Genomic DNA, 25874 nt, shown 5'->3' with positions numbered 1-25874 from the left:
TGAATGACATATATAGAGCATATTGGTAAATATTTTATCATGTTAGGACGTGTTTTTAAAAGACCCCAGCGTTCTCGGATTTTTTATCAAGCATTAATGAAAGAGATTGAAGACCTAGGATTGAAATCTATAGGAATTATAATGTTTATTTCATTCTTTATTGGAGGTGTAATAGCATTACAAACTGCCTTGAATTTAGATAGTCCATTTATTCCTGACTCATTAATTGGTTTTGCCGCAAAACGATCGATAATTTTAGAATTTGCTCCTACATTTTGCTGTATTATTTTAGCAGGAAAAGTAGGTTCTTATATAACTTCTAGTATTGGTACAATGCGTGTTACCGAGCAAATCGATGCATTAGATGTTATGGGAATAAATTCCATAAGTCATTTAGTTTTACCAAAAGTAATCGCAACTTTATTCTTTTATCCTTTTCTAATTCTTTTGGCGATGTTCTTAGGTATTTTTGGAGGTTGGGTAGCTGGAGTGCTCTCTGGGTTATTCGCAGGAACAGATTATATTATTGGGCTTCAAACGGACTTTAAACCCTTTTTAATTATATATGCAATGATAAAAACAATAGTCTTTGCATTTTTAATTGCTACAGTTCCATCATATCATGGATATTATGTAAAAGGAGGTTCCATCGCAGTAGGAAGAGCAAGTACACAATCCGTTGTTTGGACAACAATTTTAATTGTAATAATGAATTATATTTTAACTCAATTACTACTAACTTAAAGCTATGATAGAAGTAAAAAATTTACATAAAGGATTTGGTGATGTTCAAGTTTTAAAAGGAATTACAACAACCTTTTATCCTGGAAAAACAAATCTAATTATTGGGCAAAGTGGTTCTGGGAAAACGGTATTTTTAAAATCTTTAATTGGCTTACATACTCCAGAAAAGGGAACAATTTCTTTTGATGGAAGAATAAACACAAATTTCACAGAAGAAGAAAAACAAGAATGGCGTCAAGAAATTGGTATGGTCTTTCAAGGAAGTGCACTATTCGATTCGCAAACTGTGGAAGATAATGTTATGTTTCCTCTTAAAATGTTTACAAAAAAATCTCATGGAGAGATGTTAGAGCGTGTAAATGTTGTTCTAAAAAGGGTTAAACTGGAAAACTCTAACGATAAATTACCTGCAGAATTATCTGGAGGAATGCAAAAAAGGGTTGCAATTGCAAGAGCAATTGTAATGAATCCTAAATATTTATTTTGTGACGAGCCAAATTCTGGTTTAGATCCAAGAACGGCAATCGTAATCGATAAATTAATTCAAGAAATTACAGACGAATATCAAATTACAACCGTAATTAATACACATGATATGAATTCTGTGATGGAAATTGGAGAAAAAATTGTTTTTTTAAATAAAGGAAAAAAAGAGTGGGAAGGTACTAGTGAAGATATCTTCGAAACTGAAAATGAAGCTGTTGTAAGTTTTGTTTATTCTTCTAATTTATTCAAGAAAGTAAGGGAAGCACATTTAAATAAAACAAAATAAACTTCAAGTTTGTTTTTTACAAAATAACTACTATATTTGCACCCGCTAAGAGAAAAAGAATGACCTGGTAGCTCAGTTGGTAGAGCATCTCCCTTTTAAGGAGAGGGTCCTGGGTTCGAGCCCCAGCCCGGTCACAGAAAACGTCTAAACTTAATTGTTTAGACGTTTTTATTTTATGAGTAAAACGTTATAAATAGAAATATCTTTTAAAAATAAGAGATTTGCTTAATAATTATTACTTATAATATTTCATTTTTTGAAACAAATGGAGAACGGTTAACCATAAAAATTTTACTTGTGGAAATACATCCTACTTTTTAATTTCTATAAATAGAAATGAATAATTATTTTTTAGAAAGAATTGAAGATCTTACGTTTTTTTTAAAAGAACAAAAAAGAACAAACTTTTAAATTATAAATTGATAAAATCTTCTTACCTAAATTCATATTATTCTATATCAGTAAACTTTTTTTGTATCTTTCCAACGTTCTAAACAATAGAATATGGAAGAAGATATAGAGAAAAATATAAAGCCACATCCAACAGAAGAAAATTCTAAATCAGGAGATTCTAAACAAAGCGTTAAAAAAGAAGCAAAAGGCTTATTCGAAAGCATTAAAGCTTTTTTAAATGAGCTTTTTGACTTTAGACACGATACAGATCACGAAGCAACTTTAGAAGCAATAAAAGCAGATATACCATTTAAGGGAGCAACAGCTTGGATTCTTATTTTTGCTGTTTTTGTGGCATCCATTGGTTTAAATGCGAATTCAACTGCAGTTGTTATTGGGGCCATGTTAATTTCTCCTTTAATGGGACCAATTTTAGGCTTAGGAATGTCTTTTGCATTAAATGATATTAATACATTTAAAAAGTCGCTTATTAATTTAGGAATTATGATTGGGCTAAGCTTATTTGCCTCCTTTATGTTTTTCTATTTTTTTCCTTTGAGTGAAGATACTTCAGAATTATTAGGACGTGTAAGCCCAGATATTCGAGATGTTTTAATAGCCTTCTTTGGAGGACTGGCTTTGATGGTCGCAAGAACAAAAAAAGGTACAATTGCATCTGTAATTTTTGGAGTTGCGATTGCTACAGCTTTAATGCCTCCTTTGTGTACAGCAGGTTATGGTTTGGCGAAAGGTAATTTTTCTTACTTTTTTGGAGCAATGTATTTGTTTACTATTAACACCATTTTTATTGCTTTAGCGGCTTTTATTGTTTTAAAAATGTTGCGTTTTCCTATGCATAAATATGCAAATGCTGCGAAGAGAAAACGTTATGCAACAATTGCGTCTATAGTTGGTGTTGCTGTAATGATTCCTGCAATTTTTACATTTATTAATGTATTTAAAGAAAATCAAATTAATACAGAAATTAGAAATTTTATTAAGAATGAAATTAGTTCTAATCCTTCTTATTTGTTAATGGAAAGTCCTTATGAGAAAGAGTCTAAAACATTAGAATTAAAGTTTTTTAACGAAGTAAGTGAAGCTGAAGAAAACTCTTTAAAGAATAGGTTATTAACTGATCCAAGATATAAAAACCTAAAAGAGGTTGTTTTAAAAGTAAGAGATAGTGATACTAAAAGTTTCGATTTAATTACAACTGCTTACAAGGAGAAACGCGAAGAACTTCAAGAAAGTAAAAATATAATTGCTGGTTTACAAAAACAAATAACAGAGCTACAAGAAACAATTTCTTCTTTAAACACAAGGATTGAACAAGATGCATTAAATACAAATCAGAAAGTAATTGCTTTTAGTAGAATTGCAAAAGATGCAAAAATTAGATATATAGATATTGATCAAATTAGTTTTGCAAATATGTTATCTTCTAAAGATTTTATTGAAATAGACACTATACCAATTGCTACTATAAAGTGGAATTTGAAATTACCAGACAGTATTATAGCACCAAAAGAAAGAGAATTAAGAAATTGGTTACAGAAAGAAATGCAATTAGATACACTTTTTATAAAAAGAGATAGGTAAAAGTAAAAAAGCCCCTGAAAAGAAACTTTTTTTTATGTTTTAAATAGTCAAATTCTAAACATTTTCATCGCCAAACATAGTTTTTACAGCTGCACTAATTTGTTTTATATCTTGTTCGTCTTTTTTAGGGCAAATTAAAAGTACATCGTCTTTTTCTATAATAATAAAGTCGCTTAAACCTTGTATGACTACTTTTTTACCTGATTGTGTACGTACCATATTTCCATTTGCGTCTCTAAAAATAGTATTTGCACCAACAACAGCATTGTTCGTTTCGTCTTTTTCTAATTTATTGTACAGAGAACCCCAAGTACCTAAATCACTCCAGCCAAAATCTACAGGTAGAACATGTACATTTTTCGCTTTTTCCATAATTCCAAAATCAATAGAAATACTCTTGCATTTTGTATAATTATTTTTAATGAAATCATCTTCGAAATTGGTGTTGTACACATTGTTACCATCATCTAAAATATCCACCATTTTTGGAAGATAATTTTTAAATGCAGTAATTATACTTTTAGCGGACCAAACGAAAATTCCTGCGTTCCAAAGATAATCTCCGCTTTCTAAAAATTTTTGGGCAGTTTGTAAATCTGGCTTTTCTGTAAAATTTCTAACTTTTTTTATTTCTGATGTTTCTTTTTTAAATTGAATATAACCATAACCTGTATTTGGTGTATCTGGCTGAATTCCTAACGTCATTAAAATATCTTTTTCTGCACACGCATCAAAAGAAGTTTTTATATTTTTAGTAAACTCATTTTCATCATCTATCCAGTGGTCTGAAGGAGCAACTAACATTACTGCATCAGGATTTTGATCATATATTTTTAAGGCGGCATATAAAATACAAGGAGCAGTATTTTTCATTGCTGGCTCTAGTAATACCTGATTTTTATTCACTTTTGATAATTGCTTTAAAACCAAATCTTCGTAATTTTCGTTGGTAGCAATTAAAATATTTTTTGAAGGAACTAAATCGTTAATTCTTTCGAAAGTACGCTGTATTAAAGTTTGTCCAACTCCTAAAACATCGTGAAACTGTTTTGGGTGTTTAGATGTGCTTATAGGCCAAAATCGAGTGCCAATTCCACCAGCCATAATTACTGCGTAATAATTTTTATTATTTGTCATACACTTCTATCTCTACATTTTGATTGAATAAGTAAACCTTTTTATTGCTCATATTCAAACATTCGAATCTTGTTCTGCGCTTATTACCTCTTTCGTAAATAATGTTTTTATAAACAAAAAAACTTCCGAAAGGAATCTCAAAGATAAAACTCTTTCCTGTTTCTGCAACATTTCCTTTTAATGCTAAAGATAAATTAACATCTGCATCTGTACTCGCTTTAGGGTTTTTTAAATAATTAGCAAGATAAGGCAGTATTTCTTTTGGATAAATTTCAGGATTTAAAAATGGTAACATTATGTGCTGAAAAACAGCTTTCCATTCTTGTCCATGAGGTTGAACGCGTCCGAATTTTTGATGCGTTACATGATGTGCAATTTCATGAACTAACGTTAATAAAAACTGATATTTATTCAAATTATTATTCACCGTAATTTGAAATCTTCCATCTGGTAATTGCCTGAAATCACCATGTTTTGTAGCACGTTTATTTACAATTCTTAATGTAAAATTATGCTCTTCAATTAAAAATTGAAGAAAAGGAATTGCTTTAGCCGGAATAAAATTTTGATAGTCTGAGTTCAAATTTTAGTAATGCTTAATACTTTCTAATTTTATGGGGTTGAAGAAGAAACCTGTAGAACTTTTCCATTGTAAAATTTATTTCCAGTTAAACTGAAATTATAAATATAATCTGCCATTTCTTTTGCAGAAACTGGCGCTTCGTAACCAGGAAAAGCTTCTTCTAACATTTCAGTTTGTACAGCTCCTAAAGCTAAAACATTAAAAGCAATTTGTTGTTCTTTGTATTCTTCTGCTAATAATTCAGATAATGTAATTACTGCACCTTTTGCTGATGAATATGCAGCCAAACCAGGAAATTTCATACTTCCTTGAATTCCTCCCATAGAACTTATGGTAACCACATGACTTCCTTTTTGGAAAAACGGAATCATTAATTTGGTGATTTCTGCTACTGCAAAAACATTTACTTTATAAACCTCTAAGAAATCTTCCGAAGAAATTTCAGTAAAAGGTTTATTTACTAATTTACCAGCATTATTGATTAAAATATCAACTTTTTTCCATGTTTTTTCTACAAATTGAGTTACTTTTTTTAAATCTTTAGGATTTGAAATATCTACAGAAAGTGCTGTAATATTTTTATGATTGATGGCCTCTAAAGGTTTAGAGTTTCTAGAAATAGCCAAAACTTGATGCCCATTTTCTGCAAATTGCTGTGCTAATTCGAAACCAATTCCTCTGCTTGTACCAGTAATAACAATGTTTTTCATTCTTTTCATTTAAAAGAAGCAAATTAGGTAAATTTTCATACATTTAAGAACTAAAAATACAATAATGAAAAAAATATTCTTTCTTTTTTGCACACTATTTATTTTTCAAAACTCAATAGCGCAAACCACACATATTTTATGCGGAAAATTAATTGATACCAAATCTGGTAAAATTGAATCCCAAAAAACAATTGTAATCGATAAAAACAAAATTATAAGTGTTTTAAATGGCTATGTTTTGCCAAAAAGTAGAGATGCAAAAACGATAGATTTAAAAGATAAAGTTGTAATGCCAGGATTAATTGATTTTCATGTGCATATAGAACAGGAATTCGATAGAAACACACGATTGAATAGATATATTTTAAATGAAGCAGATGTTGCATTTAATTCAGTAGGATTTGCAAAAACCACTTTGTTAAATGGGTTTACAACGGTTCGAGACTTGGGTGGAACAGGTGTAAATATTTCCGTAAGAAATGCAATTAATTCTGGGAAAATCCCAGGGCCAAGAGTGTTTACTGCTGGCAAGTCTTTGGCGACAACAGGAGGTCATGCAGACCCAACAAATGGAAGTAGCAGAGTTTTAATTGGTAATCCAGGTCCAAAAGAAGGGGTTGTAAATTCTGTAGAAGATGCAAAAAAAGCGGTGAGACAACGTTATAAAAATGGAGCAGATTGTATTAAAATAACTGCAACTGGTGGCGTTTTAAGTGTTGCGAAATCTGGAGATAATCCACAATTTACAATCGAAGAAGTAAAAGCAATTTGTGAAACCGCAAAAGATTATGGAATGCATGTTGCTGCACATGCTCATGGAGATGAGGGTATGCAAAGAGCAATTATTGGCGGTGTAAAAACTATAGAACATGGAACGTATATGAGTGACGAAACTATGGAGCTTATGAAAAAACATGATGCTTATTTAGTGCCAACAATTACTGCAGGAAAAGAAGTAGAGGAGAAGGCAAAAATTGCAGGTTTTTATCCAGCAATTGTGGTTCCAAAAGCGTTGGCTGTTGGTCCACAAATACAAGGAACTTTTGCAAAAGCCTATAAAAAAGGAGTTGGCATTGCATTTGGTACAGATGCAGGGGTTTTTAAACATGGTAATAATGGAAAGGAATTTGGTTTTATGGTAGAAGCTGGTATGCCAGCAATGGAAACTATACAATCTGCAACAATTACAAATGCAATGTTGCTAAAAATGCAATCTGAAATCGGGCAAATTAAAAAAGGTTTTTTTGCTGATATTATTGCTGTTGATGAAGATCCAATAAAAAATATTTCAACAATGGAAAACGTTGTATTTGTTATGAAAAATGGTGTTGTTTATAAGAAGTAATTAAAAATATAAAGAATGTTAAAAAATAAAAATTGGGATTTATTTTTCATGATTGTTGCAGTGTTAAATGTTGTGCTTTCTTTTGTTGGTGATAAGACAGTGGAAACAATATTTAATTACGAAATAAATATTTGGAGCTATAGAATTCTTTGGGCAGTGCTGGCTGTTATCTTTTTTATGAATTACAGAAAGAAAAAGAATTTAGAAACGGATGCTAATCAAAAATAATATGTTGGTATGCACCAATATCTGGGTTAGTAGTTCTGTTAACTCCTAAAATATCAGTAGAAAAAGGGGTTGTAATGGCTTTGTTAATGGCATCACTTTTTTCGCCAATAATATAATCTTCTTTTTGTGTATCTCTAAAATTAGGATTTCCATTTAAAATAAAGTTGCTGTAATTTGTATTGTTTGCAAAATCAACTTCAACAATACCATCAAAAGAATTGCTGGTGTCGTTAAATTTAATCATACAGTTTTTTATCGAATAATTAAACATTCCACCACCATCTACTTTATCTAAAAGAAACTCTACATTGTTGTTTCCATCAAAAATACAATTGGTAAAATTGGCAGCGATTAAGTTTCTTGTTTCTGTAATTTCTTGCCCAGCATTATCTTCGTAAGTAAAAAAATTATTAACTAAAACCGCAGGTAATTGTCTTAAACCTCTGTTCCAATAATTGGCAAATGTACTGTGTGCAAAGTTATAGGTTCCACCTACAGTTGCAGCCAAAGAAGCTTGTCCTGCAGAACCAATTACTATATTATGTGCTTCGATATTTGTTTCTCTAGCTAGAATTCCAAAATTAGAATGGTTGTAAATTTCTGTATTTTGAAGCTTTAAAGTTGGGGTAGAAGTATTGCCAATACTATCTATTAAAATTCCAATGATTCCATTTTTAATTTGTGCGTGGCTAATTTCGTTATTTGTACTTCCAGCACGCATCCAAATTGCGCCCCATTGTCCAGGAATATTACTAAAACTATTTTCCAAACGGTCTCCTTCAATAATTACTTTTTCGGCTAAAGTTCCATTAACTTTTAAAGTTGCTTTATTATCTACAATTAAACCAGAATTGTCATGAAAATGCACTCTTGCACCTGCTTCAATTGTTAATGTTTTATTCGCAGGAACAGCTGCATAGCCATAAATAACAGTGGGTTTGGTTTTGGTAAAAGTTAGTTCTGTATCTTCTAAAAAGCGTCCTTTAATTGTAGTAGGTGATCCATCTAAGGTTAAACTATCTATTTTCATAGAAATAGGTTCTTTGCCAGGAAATATAAAATTGGCATCTTCTACCAAAGTAACTAAATCTACATCTTGTTGGTTGTTTCCATTGTCAAACAAAATACGATCTGTGTATAAAGGATTTGTTTCTACAGCAACATTAACTGTAGTTTCAATTAGAACGAAAATACTGTCTTTTGCAAGAATATCTATGTTATTAAAATCTTTTCCAGGAATTCCATCGACATTTAATCTGTAGTTAGAAGAAGTGCCTTTCTCTAATTGAATTCTTGGAATTGTAATTGCGCTATTGCCTCTATTAAATACTTTTAAATTGTAGGTTGAAGATCCAATATTTGTAAAAATTGTATCTAAAAAAACAGTGTCTTTAGAAAATTCTAAGCTACCAAAGCTAGGTATTGTAGAAAAATCTTTTCGACAAGAACTTATAGAAATTAGAACAACGCAAATTAGAAAAGTTAAGAAATAACGCATAGATTTTTATTGCATATAATTAGTTATGTAAAAATAGAACTTATAAAATTGCCAATTATTACTTTTTAATTAATTCTATTTCAAACAATTTGCCCCAATATTTACCAGTTACAAATATTCTGTTATTTTCTTTATCATAGGCAATTCCGTTTAAAACTTCGTCGTTTGCGACCAATTTTTGTGTTTTTGCCATCTCTTTTTCTAAGGATCTTAAATCTGCCAATCCTTCTACAATTCCTGTCTCTGGATTTATAATTGCAATGGCACTTTTCTGATAAATATTACCGTAAATTTTCCCATCAATTAATTCCAATTCATTTAAACTTTCTAAAGCTCTATCATGTGTGTAAACTTGAATAGATTTTTTTTCTTTGAAAGTTTCTTTATCTAAAAACCAGATTTTGTTTGTACCATCCGATTTTATTAATTGATCTTTATTTTGAGTTAAACCCCATCCTTCTTTACTTTTATTATAAGCAAATTCCTTCTCTTGTTTAAAGGTTTCTAAGTCGTACACAAAACCTTTTTTGTTTTCCCAAGTTAACCAAATAATTTTGTTATTTACAATAGTCATTCCTTCACCAAAATATTTTTTATCTAAATCTACTTTTTGAAGCACTTTTCCAGTTTTAATTTCTACTTTTCTTAAAGTAGATTGTCCTCTTCGTCCAGTAGTTTCATATAAAAAGCCATTATAATATTCTAAGCCTTGGGTATATGCTTTCGTGTCATGAGGATATGTGTTTACAATTTTAAAATTGTAAATAGCTGGTTTTTTATTTGCAAAAACTTCAATAAATGCATTTGTCTTTTTTGTTTTTCCTTCAAAAAAAGCCAAAGCAGAAATACTATGCTTACCAACTCCTAGGTTTGTGGTATTTATTGTTGTAGAAACTCCTTCGCTGGTTACTTCTTTTCCATTAACATAAAATTGAACTTTATCAATAGATTTTCCTTTTTTCTCTAGAATTTTAACATTTATAGATTCGTTTAAAATTACTTTTTCTGGTTTTTCAATTGAAAACTTATAAGGATCATTACAAGAAACTGTTAAGACGAAAATGGATAAAAAGGATATTAAAATAGAAAAATTCTTCATTATTTATATAGATTTCGATGTTTTGGATTGTAAATATTCAAAAAAAAGGTGACAAAAAACAATTTTTAGCTACTAAAAGAACCTTAAATTTGCTCAATATTAGCAGAAGACCAAATAAAAACAATTTATTTATTTGTAAATTAAAAAATAAGGTTAAATTTGCATCCTCAAAATAGTTAAAAACAGCTATTTAGAACTTTGAGTAGAACTTTACCAATTTTACTCTCACAAACATAACATTAAAGTATTAAAATATAATAAAATGAAAAAAGGAATTCATCCAGAGAATTATAGAATGGTAGCATTTAAAGACATGTCTAACGAAGATGTATTTTTAACACGTTCTACAGTAGACACGAAAGAAACTTTAGAAGTTGATGGTGTTGAGTATCCTTTAGTAAAATTAGAGATTTCTAGAACGTCTCACCCATTTTACACTGGTAAATCTAAACTTATCGATGCTGCAGGACGTATCGACAAATTTAAAAACAAATACAAAAAGTTCAAAAAAGATTAATTCTTTTAGAATTTTAACCATACTTAAAACTCCAACATTTATTTGTCGGAGTTTTTTTTATGCTGTATTTATTTCAGCATATTTTAATTTATCAGTATTTCTATTAATTTGGGCGCTCCCTAAAGGTCGGGCTTTCATTACTCGCTTTTTTCTGAAAAAGAAAAAAGAGCTCAAACATGCCATTCAATTCCTAACGCAACATATTTGCTAACTATTTTCCTATATCAAAGGAATAGGTTATTTTTAACTTCTTATAATTTATAATTTATTACATGAGAAACACGATACTTTCCGTATTTATTTTAGCAACAATTCTTTGCGGAGTTTTAGTTTATTTTATTCCACAAACAGGGACTATAATTTTACTTTCTATATCTGGTTTATTAACTCTAATTGCAATTTACGATAGTTTACAAACCAAACATTCTTTGTTAAGAGCATTTCCTTTAATTGCAAGATTAAGATGGTTTTTCGAAGAGGAGAGAGATAAAATTCAACAATACTTTATAGAAGATAATTTAAATGGAACACCTATAAATAGAGAAAAAAGAAGTTTGGTATATCAACGTTCTAAAAAGCAAATAGAAACTGTTCCTTTTGGTACACAACACGATGTTTATAAAAAAGGGTACGAATTTGTAAAGCATTCTTTATTTCCAAGAGATCATCATCAAATCGCAGGAGAAAGAGTTGTTTTTGGTTCAGATAAATGTACTCAAAAATACAATGGTTCCATTATAAATATTTCTGCAATGTCTTTTGGGTCTCTAAGTAAAAATGCGGTTATGGCATTAAACCAAGGTGCAAAAATGGCTAGTTTTGCTCATAATACAGGGGAAGGAGGAATTTCTCCATACCATTTACAAGGAGGAGATTTAATATTTCAAGTTGGTACAGGTTATTTTGGAGCAGGAAGATTCGATGGAGAAGGAAAACGTGTTTTCGACGACAAAATTTTCAAGAAAAATGCCATTCGCCCAGAAGTAAAAATGATAGAAATTAAATTTTCTCAAGGAGCAAAACCTGGTCATGGAGGAATTTTACCAGCAAAAAAAAATACAGAAGAAATTGCACAAATTAGAGCTGTTACTCCATTTACAGATGTAAACTCGCCTCCAGGACATTCCGCTTTTTCAAATTACGATGAAATGGTTTTATTTATTCAAAAAGTAAGAGATTTATCCGAAGGCAAACCAGTTGGAATTAAGCTATGTGTTGGAAATAACGACGAAATCGAAGACATGATTAAAACCTTTGCACTTGCTGGAAATTACCCCGATTTTATTGCTGTAGATGGAGGAGAAGGAGGAACTGGAGCAGCACCTTTAGAGTTTTCTAATTATATAGGAACTCCATTGATAGAAGGTTTGGTTTTTATCAATAAATTATTAATTGAATATGGTTTAAAAAATCAAATTAAAATAATTGCAAGCGGAAAAGCAATTGACGCTTTCGATGTTGTAAAATATTTAGCTTTAGGAGCAGATGCTGTTGGAATGGCAAGAAGCTTTATGCTTAGCTTGGGCTGTATTCAGGCAAGAGAATGTAATTTAGACACATGTCCTGTTGGAGTGGCTACACAAGATAAAGACTTGGTAAAAGCGCTGGTAGTAGAGAAAAAAAATGTTCGAGTAAAAAACTATCATAATAAAACAATTGCGGCTATTAAAGAAATGGTTGCAGCAATGGGAATTAGTGATATTACCGATTTAAAACCTAAACATATTTTTAGAAGGCGAAAAGAAAAGGTAGTTAATTTAGAAGAGGTTTATTATTTAGAAAAGGAATTAATTTAAAATATGGGTGTTTTAGATGTTGTTATTATTGGTGGAGGTCCTATAGGAATTGCTTGTGGTTTAGAGGCTAAAAAAAAAGGATTGAATTATTTAATTCTAGAAAAAGGCCCAATTGTAAATTCCTTATATAATTATCCAGTAAATATGCAATTTTTCTCTTCTTCAGAAAAGTTAGAAATCGACGAAATTCCCTTTATTAGTAATGAGGCAAAACCAAGAAGAAGTGAGGCTTTAGAATATTATAGAAGAATTACAACTTCAAATAAACTGCATATTAATTTATTCGAAAAAGTAACAAAAGTTTCTAAAACAGCAAATGAGTTTACTATTATTTCTGATAAAAACACATACAAATCTAACAACGTAGTAATTGCTACTGGTTTTTATGATATACCAAACACTTTAAATATTTTAGGCGAAAATTTGCCAAAAGTCTCTCATTATTATAATGATCCGCATTTTTATGCAGGGCAAAAATTGGCAATAATTGGAGCAAGTAATTCAGCAATTGATGCAGGTTTAGAATGTTATAGAAAAGGAGCAGAAGTAACTTTAATAATTAGAGGAGAGGAAGTTGGGCAACGTGTAAAATATTGGGTAAGACCAGATATTATTAATAGAATTAAAGAAGGTAGTATTAAGGCATTTTACAATTCAAACGTAAAAGAAATTTTAGAAGATAAAATAGTTATCAATACTAAAAACGGAGAGAAAACCATACAAAATGATTTTGTTTTAGCATTAACAGGTTACAAACCAAACTTTACTTTTTTGGAAAAAATAGGAGTCGAGTTTTCAAATGATGATAAAAGAATTCCAACTTATAACGAAGAAACCATGGAAACCAATGTAAAAGGAGTTTATTTAGCAGGAGTTATTTGTGGTGGAATGGAAACACATAAATGGTTTATAGAGAATTCTCGAATTCATGCTAAAATTATTGTGGAAGCTATTTTAAATAAGAATTAGATACTTTTTAAGTATCTATTTTTCCTTTTACTGAAGCTTATCTCCGAAAGATTTACTGTAACTAACTACTCCAGTAAAAGAAAAGTAAATTTTCGTTTATTGCAAAATACTTTGTAGCTTAAGGAGTTGTAAAATATTAAACTGACTTGTTTAAGAAAATATTAGATTGCATAGTTTGCGAATATCCTATACTAAGACCAACTTTAAAATTGGTTTTTGAAAAAACATATTCTCATTCAAACATTCACGTTTTATCTTGTTTCGTAGAAATTAAAAAAAATGCTAATAGGAGGGTCATAAAAAGTTTTTTTATTAATTTTTAAAAGTTTGGCAAAATAACATCAAAAAAAAATTTAAAAAAGATAAAATGTATTTTTAAAAGAAAAAATACGTGTTTAGTTAAATTGAAAAAATGAATATTTTTTAACTAGAAAAAGAAGAAAAGTAAAAAAAAAAAGTTTATTTTTTTTACTTTTCTATTAAAAAAACCGTTTCTTTAAACTGAAATAAATCCAGCTAAAAGAAACGGTTTATATTACTAAAGAATGTTACTCGTTTACATATAATCTTCAATTGGATTACAAGAACAAATTAAATTTCTATCTCCAAAAGCATCATCTACTCTTCTTACAGTTGGCCAGAATTTGTTATCTGCAATATATTCTAAAGGAAAAGCCGCTTGTTTTCTAGAATAAGGTAAAGTCCAATCATCTGCAGTTAACATTGCTTGTGTATGAGGTGCGTTTTTTAAAGGATTATTTTCATCTTCTTTAGAAGCATTTTTAATTTCTTCACGAATAGCAATCATTGCTTCACAGAAACGATCTAATTCAGCCAAAGATTCAGATTCTGTAGGCTCAATCATCATAGTTCCTCCAACTGGGAAAGAAACTGTTGGTGCATGAAAACCATAATCCATTAAACGTTTTGCGATGTCAACAACTTCAATTCCGTTATTTTTAAAATCACGACAATCAATAATCATTTCGTGTGCAGCTCGTCCTTTTTCTCCAGTATATAAAGTTTCATAGTGTCCACTTAAACGCTCTTTAATATAATTTGCATTTAAAATAGCATTCTTTGTTGAATTTGTTAGTCCTCTACAGCCTAACATAGTTATATATCCGTAGGAAATTAAACAAGCTAAGGCAGAGCCCCAAGGAGCTCCAGATATTGCTGTAATCGCTTGTTTTCCTCCAATAGGAATTAATGGGTTGGATGGCAAAAAAGGTACTAATTGTGGAGCAACACAAATAGGGCCTACTCCAGGTCCACCACCTCCATGTGGAATTGCAAAAGTCTTATGTAAGTTTAAGTGGCAAACATCTGCACCAATGGTTGCAGGATTTGTTAAACCAACTTGCGCGTTCATATTTGCGCCATCCATATAAACTTGTCCACCATTATCGTGAATAATTTTAGTTATTTCCATAATCTCTTTCTCATAAACTCCATGAGTTGATGGATACGTAACCATTAAAGCAGCTAAATTATCTTTATGTAATTTCGCTTTTTCACGTAAATCTGCAACATCTATGTTTCCATTATCTGCAGTTTTAGTTACCACTACTTTCATTCCAGCCATTACAGCAGAAGCAGGATTTGTACCATGAGCAGAAGCAGGAATTAAACAGATGTTTCTATGAGAATCTCCTTGGCTTTGATGGTAAGCTCTTATCGTCATTAAACCAGCAAATTCTCCTTGTGCACCAGAATTTGGCTGTAAAGATGTACCTGCAAAACCGGTAATAATATTTAATTGATGTTCTAACTTCTTTAAAACAATTTGATATCCTTCAGCCTGATTCAAAGGCACAAATGGGTGAATATTTCCCCATTGAGAATTGCTTAAAGGCAACATTTCTGAAGCAGCATTTAATTTCATTGTACAAGATCCTAAAGAAATCATAGAATGATTCAAAGCCAAATCTTTTCTTTCTAATTTTTTAATATAACGCATCATATCTGTTTCAGATTGATACGTGTTAAAAATGTCGTTTTCTAGGAATGGCGTTGTTCTTTTTGTGTTTTCTGAAATTACTTCAAAATCAGAACCAAACGATTCTTGCGTTAAAATTTGATGAAAATCGCCATAACTTTCGGCAGTAGAGGAATCAGGTTGTTTTTTTAGCTGACCAAAAATGGTAAAAATCTTCATTAAATCTTTTTGTGTAGTCGCTTCATTTATAGAAATCGAAATAAGATTGTCTGTAATATAGTTGAAGTTAACTTTAAAAGATTCTGCAATTGGTTTTAAACGAACAGCATCAATTTCTACTAAAAGCGTATCGAAATATGCAGAGTTTAATTGTTTAAAACCTGCTTTTTCTAAATAGCTTGCTACTAATTTAGTTTTATTATGGACAGCATCTGCAATAAACTGAATTCCATTTTTTCCATGATAAACAGCATACATTCCAGCCATAACAGCTAATAAAACTTGTGCTGTACAAATGTTAGAAGTCGCTCTTTCACGCTTAATATGTTGTTCTCTGGTTTGCAATGCCATTCTTAAAGCAAAACCACCATCAGTATCTTTTGTAACTCCAATAATTCTACCAGGAATACTTCTTTTATACGCTTCTTTCGTTGCAAAATAAGCTGCATGTGGGCCTCCATAACCTAAGGGAATACCAAAACGTTGTGTTGTTCCAACCACTACAGAAACTCCAAATTCTGCAGGGGCTTTTAATTTTACTAAAGATAAAATATCTGCAGCCACTGCTACTTTAATATCATTTTCATTCGCTTTTGCAACAAAACCTTTGTAATCGAAAATTTGTCCGAATTTTCCAGGATATTGTAAAATAGCTCCAAAGAATTCATCACCAAAATCAAAATCTTCATGATTCCCAACTACTAATTCAATTCCTATTGGAGTAGAACGTGTTTGTAATAATGATAATGTTTGTGGTAAGATTTCTTCAGAAACAAAAAATTTATTTGCGCCAGATTTTTTCTTAGCACGTTCTCTTACATCAAATAACAAAGCCATTGCTTCTGCAGCAGCAGTACTTTCATCTAAAAGAGACGCATTTGCTAATTCCATTCCTGTTAAATCGCAAACCATTGTTTGGTAATTTAACAAAGCTTCCAATCTACCTTGTGCAATTTCTGCTTGGTAAGGGGTGTAGGCAGTATACCAACCTGGGTTTTCAAGAATATTTCGTTGAATTACACTTGGCACAATTGCTTCATGATATCCTAAACCAATATAACTTTTAAAAACTTTATTTTTCTTTGCAAGTTCGGTAATATGATCTAAATATTCATATTCGCTCATTGCTGGTTCTAAATCTAAATCACTTTTTAAACGAATGTTTTCTGGAACGGTTTCGTTAATTAATTGATCTAAATTATCAGCTTTTATAGCTTTTAACATTTTTTCTTGTTCCTCTTTATTGGGACCAATATGTCTAAGTTGAAACGAGTTTGTATTCATTAAAATAAAGTTTTTTTAAGTCTTTTCTCAAACGATTGAGTGATGCTTTTTTAAGCAGAACAAAAATAGGGAATTTAATAGATTCTTATTTGATAGAATATTAATAATAATTAGTTAATTATTAACCAAAGAACGATGTTATTAACAGAAAAGCTATTTTTGTAAAATGAAGATTTTAAAGACCGTTTTCGATTTTTACATAAATTCCAGCATTCATGTGGCTTTAGCTGTATATAGTTTGGTGAGAATTACGGAATTTTATTTTAATTTATCTTACAACGAAAACTTAGATGTTTTTATTTTTTTAGGAACAATTACTGGCTACAATTTTGTAAAATATGCTGGAGTTGCAAAATTGCATCATAAAAGTTTAACAAACGGATTAAAAGTAATTCAGGTTTTTTCTTTTATTTGTTTTTTGGCATTATGTTATTATGCCTTTTTAATTCCATTTAAAACATTACTTTTTGGAGTACCTTTTACTTTATTAACGGTTTTGTATGCAGTTCCTTTTTTAAGCGGTTTCCATAAAAATTTAAGACAGGTTAGTTATTTAAAAATAATCGTTGTTGCTTTGGTTTGGGCAGGTTTTACGGTTTTATTTCCAGTTTTCGATTCAAATGGAGTTATTGATTTTAATACTGTTTTATTGGCAATTCAACGCTTTTTAATTGTGGTTGCTTTAATATTACCTTTCGATATTAGAGACGTAAAATACGATGCAATTTCATTACAAACAATTCCCAAGAAAATAGGAGTTCAAAAAACAAAAAGATTAGGTTTAATTTTAATGATTTTTGGGTTGCTTTTAGAGTATTTAATTGTGCCACAAACTGAAGCAAAAAATGCATTTATGATTTTCTTTTTTCTGGTGATTATATTCTTAATGAGAGCAAGAATCAATCAATCTAAATATTATAGTTCGTTTTGGGTGGAAGCATTACCATTTTTTTGGTGGTTGATTCTTTTGGGAATTCATAATATTTAAAGAAATTGGACTCGATTTTTACAGACTTTAATATTATTGATATCAAATAAAACCGATATCATAAAACTTCGAATTTACTTTTTCATAACCTACTATATTTGTAGATTTACGGTTGATAAATCAACCAAGATTTTAAAAATGAGTACCAATAAAAGAAACTATATTTTCGATTTCGATAGCACTTTAACAAAGGTAGAAGCTTTAGATGTTTTAGCGGAAATTACGCTCGAAAATAATCCCAAGAAAGACGAAATTATTCAAGAAATAATCGACATTACCAATTTAGGTATCGATGGCGAAATCTCTTTTACAGAATCTTTAGAAAGAAGAATAAAACTTTTAAAAGCTAATAAAGCCGATTTAAGTGGTTTAATAAAGGCATTAAAAAAACAAGTTTCTAAATCTATTGAAAGTAACAAAGAGTTTTTTGAAAAGTTTGCAGAAGATATTTATGTAATTTCATGCGGATTCAAAGAATTTATAGATCCTATTGTAAAAGAATATAACATTCCTACAGAAAGAGTATATGCAAACACTTTTGAGTTTGCGAAAGATGGAGAGATTATAGGTTTTGATGCAGATAATGTCTTGTCTAAACACAATGGAAAAATTCAATGTTTAAAAGACATGAATTTAACTGGAGAAATACAAGTTATTGGAGATGGTTATAGCGATTACGTAACTCGAGAAGCTGGTGTTGCAGACAAGTTTTTTGCGTACACAGAAAATGTTTCAAGAGTTAAAACGACAGAAAACGCAGACCATATTGCACCAAATTTAGATGAATTTTTATACATAAACGATTTGCCAAGAAATATCTCATACCCAAAGAACAGAATTAAGATTTTATTATTAGAAAACGTACATTCAGATGCTTTTGATAAGTTATCTAAAGACGGTTTTGCAGTAGAAACTGTTTCTAAAAGTTTGTCGGAAGACGAGTTGATAGAAAAAATAAAAGATGTACACGTTTTAGGAATCCGTTCTAAAACAAACGTAACGCAAAAAGTTGTAGACGCAGCAGAAAAGTTGATGGTGGTAAGTGCATTTTGTATTGGAACCAAACAAATCGATTTAGAAGCTTGTAAAGAAAAAGGAATCGTTGTTTTTAACGCACCTTATAGTAACACACGTTCTGTGGTAGAATTGGCAATTGGAGAAATTATCATGTTAATGCGTTCTGTTTTTCAAAGAAGTACAGAAATTCATAATGGTCAATGGAATAAAACAGCAGAAGGTTCCAGAGAAGTTCGTGGTAAAAAGTTAGGAATTGTTGGTTATGGAAACATTGGAAAACAGTTATCGATTTTAGCAGAAGCTTTAGGAATGCATGTGTATTATTACGATGTAGAAGATAAACTATCTTTAGGAAATGCAACTAAAATGGACTCATTATCCGATTTATTATCAATTTCTGATGTTGTTACTTTACATGTAGATGATAACGCTGCAAATAAAAACTTCTTTGGAGAAAAGGAAATTTCTCAAATGAAAGATGGAGCACATTTAGTAAACCTTGCAAGAGGCTTTGTGGTGGATATTCCTGCATTGGTTGCCGCTTTAAAAAGTGGAAAATTAGCAGGTGCAGCAGTAGATGTATATCCAGAAGAGCCAAGAAAAAATGGAGAATTTCATACCGAATTAAAAGGTTTACCAAATGTAATTTTAACACCTCACGTTGGTGGAAGTACAGAAGAAGCTCAAAGAGATATTGCCGATTTTGTACCGAGTAAAATTATGGCATATATGAATTCTGGAAACACAGTAGATGCTGTAAATTTTCCAAATATTCGTTTGCCAAGACAAACAAAAGCACATCGTTTTTTACATATTCATAAGAACGTACCTGGAGTTATGGCGAAAATCAACAAGATTTTGGCAAAATACGATCTGAATATTACTGGTCAGTATTTATCTACAGACCCAAAAGTTGGTTATGTAATTACAGATTTAGACAAAGAATACAACATAGAAGTAATTGAAAAATTAAGAAAAGTAGAAGGCACTATTAAGTTTAGAGTTTTGTATTAATCTTAATTAAGTTATTACATGGAACGAACCAATCTGTACCTTAAAACTAAATAAATATTTTAAGCCTTTCAATTTTTGTTGAAAGGTTTTTTTTTTTGAAGCTATTTCCTGCTTTCACTACTCGCTTTTTTTCGTACCTCAAAAAGAGCTCAAACAAACCGTTCAATCAGGGCTATACCAGTTTGCTAACTTTACTAAAACTTCATTGTGTCTTTTAAATCCAAAATATGAATATCTTTTACACCCAAATATCTTCTACTTCCTAAATACCTGTTCTTATTAAATTCATCATAATTAGGCTGAAGAGAATCCATAGAACTCAAATGCACATTTCCAGAAGCATGAATAAACTCCATTTTGCCATTTCCTAACCAAATACCAACATGAACGACTCTTTGTTTTTTCTCTACAGTTGCTTTTGTACCAAAGAATAATAAATCTCCTTTTTCTAAACCTTCAAAAGTTAAATTATTATCAACAATTTTACCAGCATTTATTTGTTGCGAAGCATCTCTTGGAATTACCAAGCCATTCATTAAATACACCATTTTTGTAAAACCACTACAATCAATACCTTTAGAAGAAGTTCCTCCCCATAAATAAGGAAAACCATCCATTTTTTTTGCAATTGCTTCAATATTTTCTTGCGATGGTTTTAGTTTTTGTAACCAAGAATTAAAAATTACACTTTCACTTTTTTTAATGAATCCAGTTCTATTATCAGGATATTTTACCTCGTAAAAAGAAGCATCTTCAGATAGGTATTTTAAAAGACCACCTAAAGTAATGTCAGAAATAATATCAGAATTTGAGCTTCTTTTCGAATACACATAACCAAAATTTTGTGTAAAATGCACTTTTTTAGAGGTGTTCCAATTATCATATTCTCCTTTGTTCATTCTATAAATTCCACCTTTATCAACCCAAGAAATGTACCTATCTGGAGTCTGAATTCTATAAAAATCGCCTTGTTTGTCTAAAACTTTTAGAGGCATTCCTAACAAACCTTGAGTGCCTAATTCTGCAGAATGTTTTGGCTCCGAACGAATATTTATCACGGAATTTTTAGCAACAGCAAACATTTTATCCCCAACAACAGAATCTGGTAAAACTCTTATTTTATTTTCAATTTCAACATTTAAAATTTTAAGACTGTCTAATAATTTTACGTAAGCTTCTTTAGAATCTGTTTCACCTTCAACAATAATTTTATCATCATAACTGTCAAAATCAATGGTGTAAATAGCGACTCTTTTATCTGGTGCATATTGAGATTTAAAACTATCATTTACACCTTTTAAACCACTTATTAAAAGTGAATTATTATTGCAAGAAGCAAGAAGAATTACAGAAATAAGTAGTAAATATTTTATCAATTTCATAAGTTGTTTTTGTAATCTAATTCAAAAATAAAGATAGTAATTAATTATTTTAAATTTAATTCTGAAGTTAGATTGTTTTATATTTGAAGACACTCATTTTTTTAGTTGATGAAATATCAGAATAATTTAGCATTTGCAAAACAGCAAGACAAAGAAGACCTACTTTCTCCTTTACGAAATCGATTTCACATTCCGAAAGACAAATCCGGAAAAGAATGGCTTTATTTTACAGGAAATTCTTTGGGTTTACAACCAAAATCAACCAAAGAATATATCAATCAAGAATTAGAAGATTGGGCAAATTTAGGAGTTGAAGGTCATTTTGAAGCAAAAAATCCGTGGTTGAATTATCACGAATATTTAACCGATAAAATGGCTAAAATTGTGGGCGCAAAACCAATCGAAGTTGTGGTGATGAACACACTTACAACAAATTTACATTTGTTAATGGTGTCATTTTACAAACCCACAAAACAGAAATATAAAATTGTTATAGAAAGTGATGCTTTTCCTTCAGATAGATATGCTGTACAATCTCAATTAAAATTTCATGGTTTTTCTGAAGATGATGTTATCGAATGGAAACCAAGAAAAGGTCAAGAACTTTTACATATTGAAGATTTAGAAACTATTATTGAAGAACAAGGAGATGAAATTGCTTTATTATTAATTGGAGGCGTAAATTATTATACTGGTCAGTTTTTAGATTTAAAAAGAATTGCAGAAATTGGACATGCAAAAAATTGTGTTGTAGGAATTGATTTAGCGCACGGAGCAGGAAATATTTCTCCTGATTTACATAACTCTGGTGTAGATTTTGCCGCTTGGTGTACCTATAAATATTTAAATTCTGGCCCAGGAAGTTTAGCAGGTTTATTTGTGCACGAAAAACATGCTAAAAATAAAGATTTACCTCGTTTTGCAGGTTGGTGGAATCATAACAAAGCAACACGTTTTAACATGCGTCAGCCTTTTGATGTAATGGAAGGTGCAGAAGGTTGGCAATTATCAAATCCGCCAATATTATCTATGGCAGCCATAAAAGCATCTTTAGATATGTTTGATGAGGTTGGAATGGAAGCTTTACGAGAAAAATCAGAAAAACTAACAGGATATTTCGAGTTTTTAATTAATGAAATTAATTCTGACGATATTAAAATTATTACACCCATAAATCCTAAAGAAAGAGGTTGCCAGTTATCTATACAAGTTAAAAATGCAGATAAAAGTTTGCATAAAAAATTAACGGAAAATAATATTATTACAGATTGGAGAGAGCCAGATGTAATACGTTGTGCACCAACACCAATGTATAATTCTTTTGAAGATGTTTTTAGAATGGTAACTATATTACAAACACTTTTATAAAAAAAAATTAAGCTGAATTTGTTTCAGTTTCTCAAAATAGAATTCTCGAAATAAAGTGTTATTTATGAAAGAAAAATTGAAAATGAATAAAAAAAAGAAGAAAACTTTTTGGGAAACTATTGAAGTACCAGGTTTAATAATCTTTGTTATTTTATTAATAAGATTATTGTACAAAGTATTTAAAGAATATTTTTAATATGAATAAAAAAGATAAAATATTAATTATTGGTGCAGGTTTATGCGGAAGTTTATTAGCTTTAAGACTAGCACAAAGAGGTTTTAAAGTAGCGGTTTTTGAAAGCAGACCAGATTTAAGAACAGTAGATATTTCTGCCGGAAGATCTATAAATTTAGCATTATCAGACAGAGGTTTAAAAGCATTACGTTTATGCGGAATGGAAGAAAAGGCTAGAGAAATCTGTATACCAATGTATGGTAGGTTAATGCACGACAAAGAAGGAAATACATTTTCTTCTAATTATTCAGGAAGAGAAAATGAATACATAAACTCTATTTCTAGAGGAGATTTAAATGCAATTTTACTAGATGAAGCAGAAAAGCATAAAAATGTTACCATTCATTTTAATAAAAAATGTAAAAATGTAGATATAGAAAATAATATTGCCCATTTTAAAGATTACAATACCAAAGAAGAATTTTCTGTAGAAGCAGCAGTTATTTTTGGTGCAGATGGCGCAGGTTCTTCTTTAAGAAAAAGTTACATCTCAGAACGAAAATTCTTGTTTAGCTATTCTCAAAACTATCTAAATCATGGTTATAAAGAATTAGAAATTCCTGCAGATTCATCTGGAAAGCATCAAATAAGCAAAGAGCATTTACATATTTGGCCTCGTGGAGATTTTATGTTAATTGCCCTACCAAATATGGATGGCAGTTTTACAGTTACCTTATTTTTAAGTTATGACGAAGGTGAATTTAATTTCGAGAATTTAACATCAGAAGAAAAAATAACCGAGTTTTTCGAGAAAGAATTCCCAGATGCTTTGGCACTAATACCAAATATTAAACAAGAATTTATAAACAACCCAACTGGCCCTTTAGGAACTATAAAATGTTCGCCTTGGAGTTATAAAAATAAAACATTATTAATTGGCGATTCTTCCCATGCAATTGTGCCGTTTTACGGACAAGGAATGAACGCATCTTTTGAAGATGTTTTTGTATTAGATGAAATTTTAAATCAAGATTTAGGCGATTGGGAAACAGTTTTTAAAACCTATCAAAAGGCAAGAAAAAAAGACACAGATGCCATTGCAGACTTGGCTATAGATAATTTTCACGAGATGAAAGACCATGTTGCAAATCCGCTTTTTAAAGAAAAAAGAAAAATAGAAATGGATTTGGAAAAAACGTTTACAACTGAATATTCATCTAAATATTCTTTAGTGACTTTCAACGAAAATATTGGTTATAATGAAGCCATGAAAAAAGGTAGAGCACAAGATAAAGCGCTGTTGAATTTAATTTCTGGCGATGAAGTTCATACACATTTAGATATGACAAAAGAAGAATTGAAAGTCATTTTAGATAAAGTAACTAAAGAAACAAACGATATTTTACAAGAAGATAAAATTGCAGGATTGTAGATGAAAAAATATATCGTTTTACTTCGTGGAATAAACGTGTCTGGAAAAAACAAAATTCCGATGGCAGATTTACGAGAATTATTAAATGATTTAGATTTTCAAAATGTGCAAACATATATTCAAAGTGGAAATATTATTTTAGAATCAGATGAAGGTAAATCTGTAATTTGTAATAAAATTAAAGACGGAATTCAAAGCAAATTTGGTTTTGATGTTCCAGTAATTGCAAGAACAATTCCTGAATGGAAAAAAGCAATCGCTAATTATCCTTTTTCAACGGATAACACTAAAATTGTTGCGTTTGTTTTCTTAAACAAAAAAGTATACGAAACAAAAATTGAGGTAAAAGGTATTAATTACGATGAATATTTAATTGATAAGGATATGGTTTTTATTTATTGTCCATCAGGTTTTGCGAAAACAAAACTTTCTAATAATTTATTTGAAAGAAAATTGAATGTAACAGCAACCACAAGAAATTATAATACAGCATTAAAATTATTAGAGTTAGCAACAAAATAATATGTCAGAAAAAAAAGTAACACCAAGAGGCGCTTATCCACATGTAAAAGTTGTGGGCGATTTTATTTTTGTTTCAGGAACAAGTTCAAGAAGACCAGATAACACAATTGCAGGAGTAGATATTATTGATGAAATGGGAACAAAATATTTGAATGCAGAAACACAAACCAGAGAAGTTTTAAAAAATATCGACAAGAATTTACAAACTGTAGGAGCGAGTATAAAAGATGTGGTCGATGTTTCTACATTCTTGGTAAATATGAATGATTTTGCAGGTTACAATAAAGCATACGCAGAGTTTTTCGATAAAGAAACTGGGCCAACAAGAACAACTGTTGCTGTACATCAATTACCACATCCAGATTTGGTGGTGGAGATTAAGGTTACAGCTTATAAAAAAGTTTAATTCGTTTTGTCATTCCTGCGTAGGCAGGAATCCATAAAGTTATGATAGATTTTAACAGAGATAAAATAGAATTAGAAGAAAATGGTTTTTCAATTGTTGAAGAAATTTTTCAACAAGAAGAACTGAATAAAATGGTTGATTTTATAGAAACTCATAATTTCGATTTTTCAGAAAGGCAATTATTAAATAGATTTCCAGAACTTCAAAATATTATTTTTGAGAGTAAATATTTCAAAGAATTATACAGTAAAATTTGCGATGGCAAATACTTTTTATCAAAAGCGATTTACTTTAACAAACCAAGTAAATCGAATTGGTTTGTGAGTTATCATCAAGATTTAAGTATTAGTGTCAAAAATAAAACAGAAGAACAAGGTTATAGTAGTTGGACAAACAAAAAAGGTCAATTAGGAGTAATTCCACCTTTGAAAATTTTAGAAAACTCTGTTACTTTCAGAATTCATTTAGACGATGCAGATAAAACAAATGGGTGTTTAAAAGTGATTTCTAAATCACATAATAAAGGAATTATAAGAGTCGATACTAATTTCAATGCTAATAATGAAGGACAAGAAGTTACTTGTAATATCGCAAAAGGCGGAATTATGTTGATGAAACCATTATTGTTGCATGCTTCTCAAAAATCAATATCAGAAAATGATAGAAGAGTAATTCATTTAGAATTTTGTAATCAAGAAATTCCTATGGAATGGTTGGAGAAAAAAGTTATTTAAA

22 protein-coding genes and 1 tRNA gene are annotated in these 25874 nt (G+C 30.2%); 16 read left to right on the top strand and 7 right to left on the bottom strand.

Going from position 1 to position 25874, the window contains the following annotated elements:
• Window positions 1–3: 3 nt before the first annotated feature.
• The 4 genes from H9I45_RS07295 to H9I45_RS07280 all read left to right on the top strand — a co-directional run bounded on the left by H9I45_RS07295 (window position 4) and on the right by H9I45_RS07280 (window position 3511).
• A complete protein-coding gene (locus H9I45_RS07295) occupies window positions 4–744 on the top strand; it encodes an MlaE family ABC transporter permease (protein ID WP_088354692.1) in 741 nt (246 codons plus the stop codon).
• A gap of 4 nt (window positions 745–748) precedes the next feature.
• Window positions 749–1516, top strand: coding sequence for an ABC transporter ATP-binding protein (locus H9I45_RS07290; RefSeq protein ID WP_088354691.1), 768 nt, complete (start codon window positions 749–751; stop codon window positions 1514–1516).
• A gap of 61 nt (window positions 1517–1577) precedes the next feature.
• A tRNA-Lys gene (locus H9I45_RS07285) sits at window positions 1578–1650 on the top strand.
• Between the two features lie 370 nt (window positions 1651–2020).
• Window positions 2021–3511, top strand: a complete 1491-nt coding sequence (locus H9I45_RS07280) for a DUF389 domain-containing protein (protein WP_088354690.1) — start codon at window positions 2021–2023, stop codon at window positions 3509–3511.
• 54 nt (window positions 3512–3565) lie between these two features.
• On the opposite strand, the gene H9I45_RS07275 is transcribed toward H9I45_RS07280, so the two are convergent.
• The 3 genes from H9I45_RS07275 to H9I45_RS07265 are packed head-to-tail and all read right to left on the bottom strand — an operon-like array spanning window position 3566 to window position 5941.
• Window positions 3566–4648: a mannose-1-phosphate guanylyltransferase gene (locus tag H9I45_RS07275; RefSeq protein ID WP_088354689.1), complete on the bottom strand. Its 1083-nt coding sequence runs from the start codon at window positions 4646–4648 to the stop codon at window positions 3566–3568.
• On the bottom strand, window positions 4638–5231 hold the full coding sequence (locus H9I45_RS07270) for a SprT-like domain-containing protein (RefSeq protein WP_088354688.1): 594 nt from the start codon (window positions 5229–5231) through the stop codon (window positions 4638–4640). Before H9I45_RS07270 ends, H9I45_RS07275 begins: the two co-directional genes overlap by 11 nt.
• Window positions 5232–5260: 29 nt before the next feature.
• A complete protein-coding gene (locus H9I45_RS07265; protein ID WP_088354792.1) occupies window positions 5261–5941 on the bottom strand; it encodes an SDR family NAD(P)-dependent oxidoreductase in 681 nt (226 codons plus the stop codon).
• Window positions 5942–6005: 64 nt separating this feature from the next.
• On the opposite strand from H9I45_RS07265, the gene H9I45_RS07260 reads away from it, so the two are divergent.
• Window positions 6006–7286, top strand: coding sequence for a metal-dependent hydrolase family protein (locus H9I45_RS07260; protein WP_088354687.1), 1281 nt, complete (start codon window positions 6006–6008; stop codon window positions 7284–7286).
• A gap of 15 nt (window positions 7287–7301) precedes the next feature.
• Entirely contained in the window at window positions 7302–7514 is a 213-nt protein-coding gene (locus H9I45_RS07255; RefSeq protein ID WP_088354686.1) for a hypothetical protein, read from the top strand.
• On the opposite strand, the gene H9I45_RS07250 is transcribed toward H9I45_RS07255, so the two are convergent.
• Together H9I45_RS07250 and H9I45_RS07245 are read right to left on the bottom strand one after the other, a co-directional pair.
• On the bottom strand, window positions 7501–9012 hold the full coding sequence (locus H9I45_RS07250) for a hypothetical protein (RefSeq protein WP_088354685.1): 1512 nt from the start codon (window positions 9010–9012) through the stop codon (window positions 7501–7503). The genes H9I45_RS07255 and H9I45_RS07250 overlap by 14 nt on opposite strands.
• Before the next feature lie 58 nt (window positions 9013–9070).
• The gene (locus tag H9I45_RS07245) at window positions 9071–10111 is read right to left on the bottom strand and encodes a glutaminyl-peptide cyclotransferase (RefSeq protein WP_088354684.1); all 1041 of its coding nucleotides are present in this window, start codon (window positions 10109–10111) and stop codon (window positions 9071–9073) included.
• 262 nt (window positions 10112–10373) lie between these two features.
• Between H9I45_RS07245 and H9I45_RS07240 the strand changes: the two genes are divergently transcribed.
• From H9I45_RS07240 to H9I45_RS07230, 3 genes are all read left to right on the top strand, one after another.
• Window positions 10374–10628 (top strand): type B 50S ribosomal protein L31, encoded by a 255-nt coding sequence (locus H9I45_RS07240; protein WP_088354683.1) that lies wholly within the window; start codon window positions 10374–10376, stop codon window positions 10626–10628.
• A gap of 272 nt (window positions 10629–10900) precedes the next feature.
• A complete protein-coding gene (locus H9I45_RS07235; protein WP_088354682.1) occupies window positions 10901–12424 on the top strand; it encodes an FMN-binding glutamate synthase family protein in 1524 nt (507 codons plus the stop codon).
• Between the two features lie 3 nt (window positions 12425–12427).
• Window positions 12428–13393, top strand: a complete 966-nt coding sequence (locus H9I45_RS07230) for a YpdA family putative bacillithiol disulfide reductase (RefSeq protein WP_088354681.1) — start codon at window positions 12428–12430, stop codon at window positions 13391–13393.
• A gap of 556 nt (window positions 13394–13949) precedes the next feature.
• Here H9I45_RS07230 and gcvP read toward each other — a convergent pair.
• The gene (gene gcvP, locus H9I45_RS07225) at window positions 13950–16835 is read right to left on the bottom strand and encodes an aminomethyl-transferring glycine dehydrogenase (RefSeq protein ID WP_088354680.1); all 2886 of its coding nucleotides are present in this window, start codon (window positions 16833–16835) and stop codon (window positions 13950–13952) included.
• A gap of 166 nt (window positions 16836–17001) precedes the next feature.
• Here gcvP and H9I45_RS07220 point away from each other — a divergent pair, with 166 nt between their 5' ends.
• Window positions 17002–17823, top strand: coding sequence for a UbiA prenyltransferase family protein (locus H9I45_RS07220; protein WP_088354679.1), 822 nt, complete (start codon window positions 17002–17004; stop codon window positions 17821–17823).
• Between the two features lie 138 nt (window positions 17824–17961).
• Window positions 17962–19854 (top strand): phosphoglycerate dehydrogenase, encoded by a 1893-nt coding sequence (gene serA, locus H9I45_RS07215; RefSeq protein WP_088354678.1) that lies wholly within the window; start codon window positions 17962–17964, stop codon window positions 19852–19854.
• Window positions 19855–20048: 194 nt separating this feature from the next.
• Here serA and H9I45_RS07210 read toward each other — a convergent pair whose 3' ends face one another.
• A complete protein-coding gene (locus H9I45_RS07210; protein WP_088354677.1) occupies window positions 20049–21236 on the bottom strand; it encodes a C40 family peptidase in 1188 nt (395 codons plus the stop codon).
• A gap of 108 nt (window positions 21237–21344) precedes the next feature.
• Here H9I45_RS07210 and kynU point away from each other — a divergent pair, with 108 nt between their 5' ends.
• The 5 genes from kynU (at window position 21345) to H9I45_RS07185 (ending at window position 25873) form a co-directional block, all read left to right on the top strand.
• Window positions 21345–22604: a kynureninase gene (gene kynU / locus H9I45_RS07205; protein ID WP_088354676.1), complete on the top strand. Its 1260-nt coding sequence runs from the start codon at window positions 21345–21347 to the stop codon at window positions 22602–22604.
• Between the two features lie 197 nt (window positions 22605–22801).
• Window positions 22802–24211, top strand: a complete 1410-nt coding sequence (locus H9I45_RS07200; protein ID WP_088354675.1) for an FAD-dependent oxidoreductase — start codon at window positions 22802–22804, stop codon at window positions 24209–24211.
• Entirely contained in the window at window positions 24212–24733 is a 522-nt protein-coding gene (locus H9I45_RS07195) for a DUF1697 domain-containing protein (protein ID WP_088354674.1), read from the top strand.
• A gap of 1 nt (window position 24734) precedes the next feature.
• On the top strand, window positions 24735–25139 hold the full coding sequence (locus H9I45_RS07190) for a RidA family protein (RefSeq protein WP_088354673.1): 405 nt from the start codon (window positions 24735–24737) through the stop codon (window positions 25137–25139).
• A 41-nt stretch (window positions 25140–25180) separates the two neighbouring features.
• A complete protein-coding gene (locus H9I45_RS07185; RefSeq protein ID WP_228455081.1) occupies window positions 25181–25873 on the top strand; it encodes a phytanoyl-CoA dioxygenase family protein in 693 nt (230 codons plus the stop codon).
• The last annotated feature ends 1 nt before the right edge of the window (window position 25874 follow it).

Source organism: Polaribacter haliotis, from assembly GCF_014784055.1.
GTDB classification, from domain to species: domain Bacteria; phylum Bacteroidota; class Bacteroidia; order Flavobacteriales; family Flavobacteriaceae; genus Polaribacter; species Polaribacter haliotis.
The sequence above is the reverse complement of the archived record's forward strand: the minus strand, read 5'-3'. Positions and strand labels throughout refer to the sequence as shown.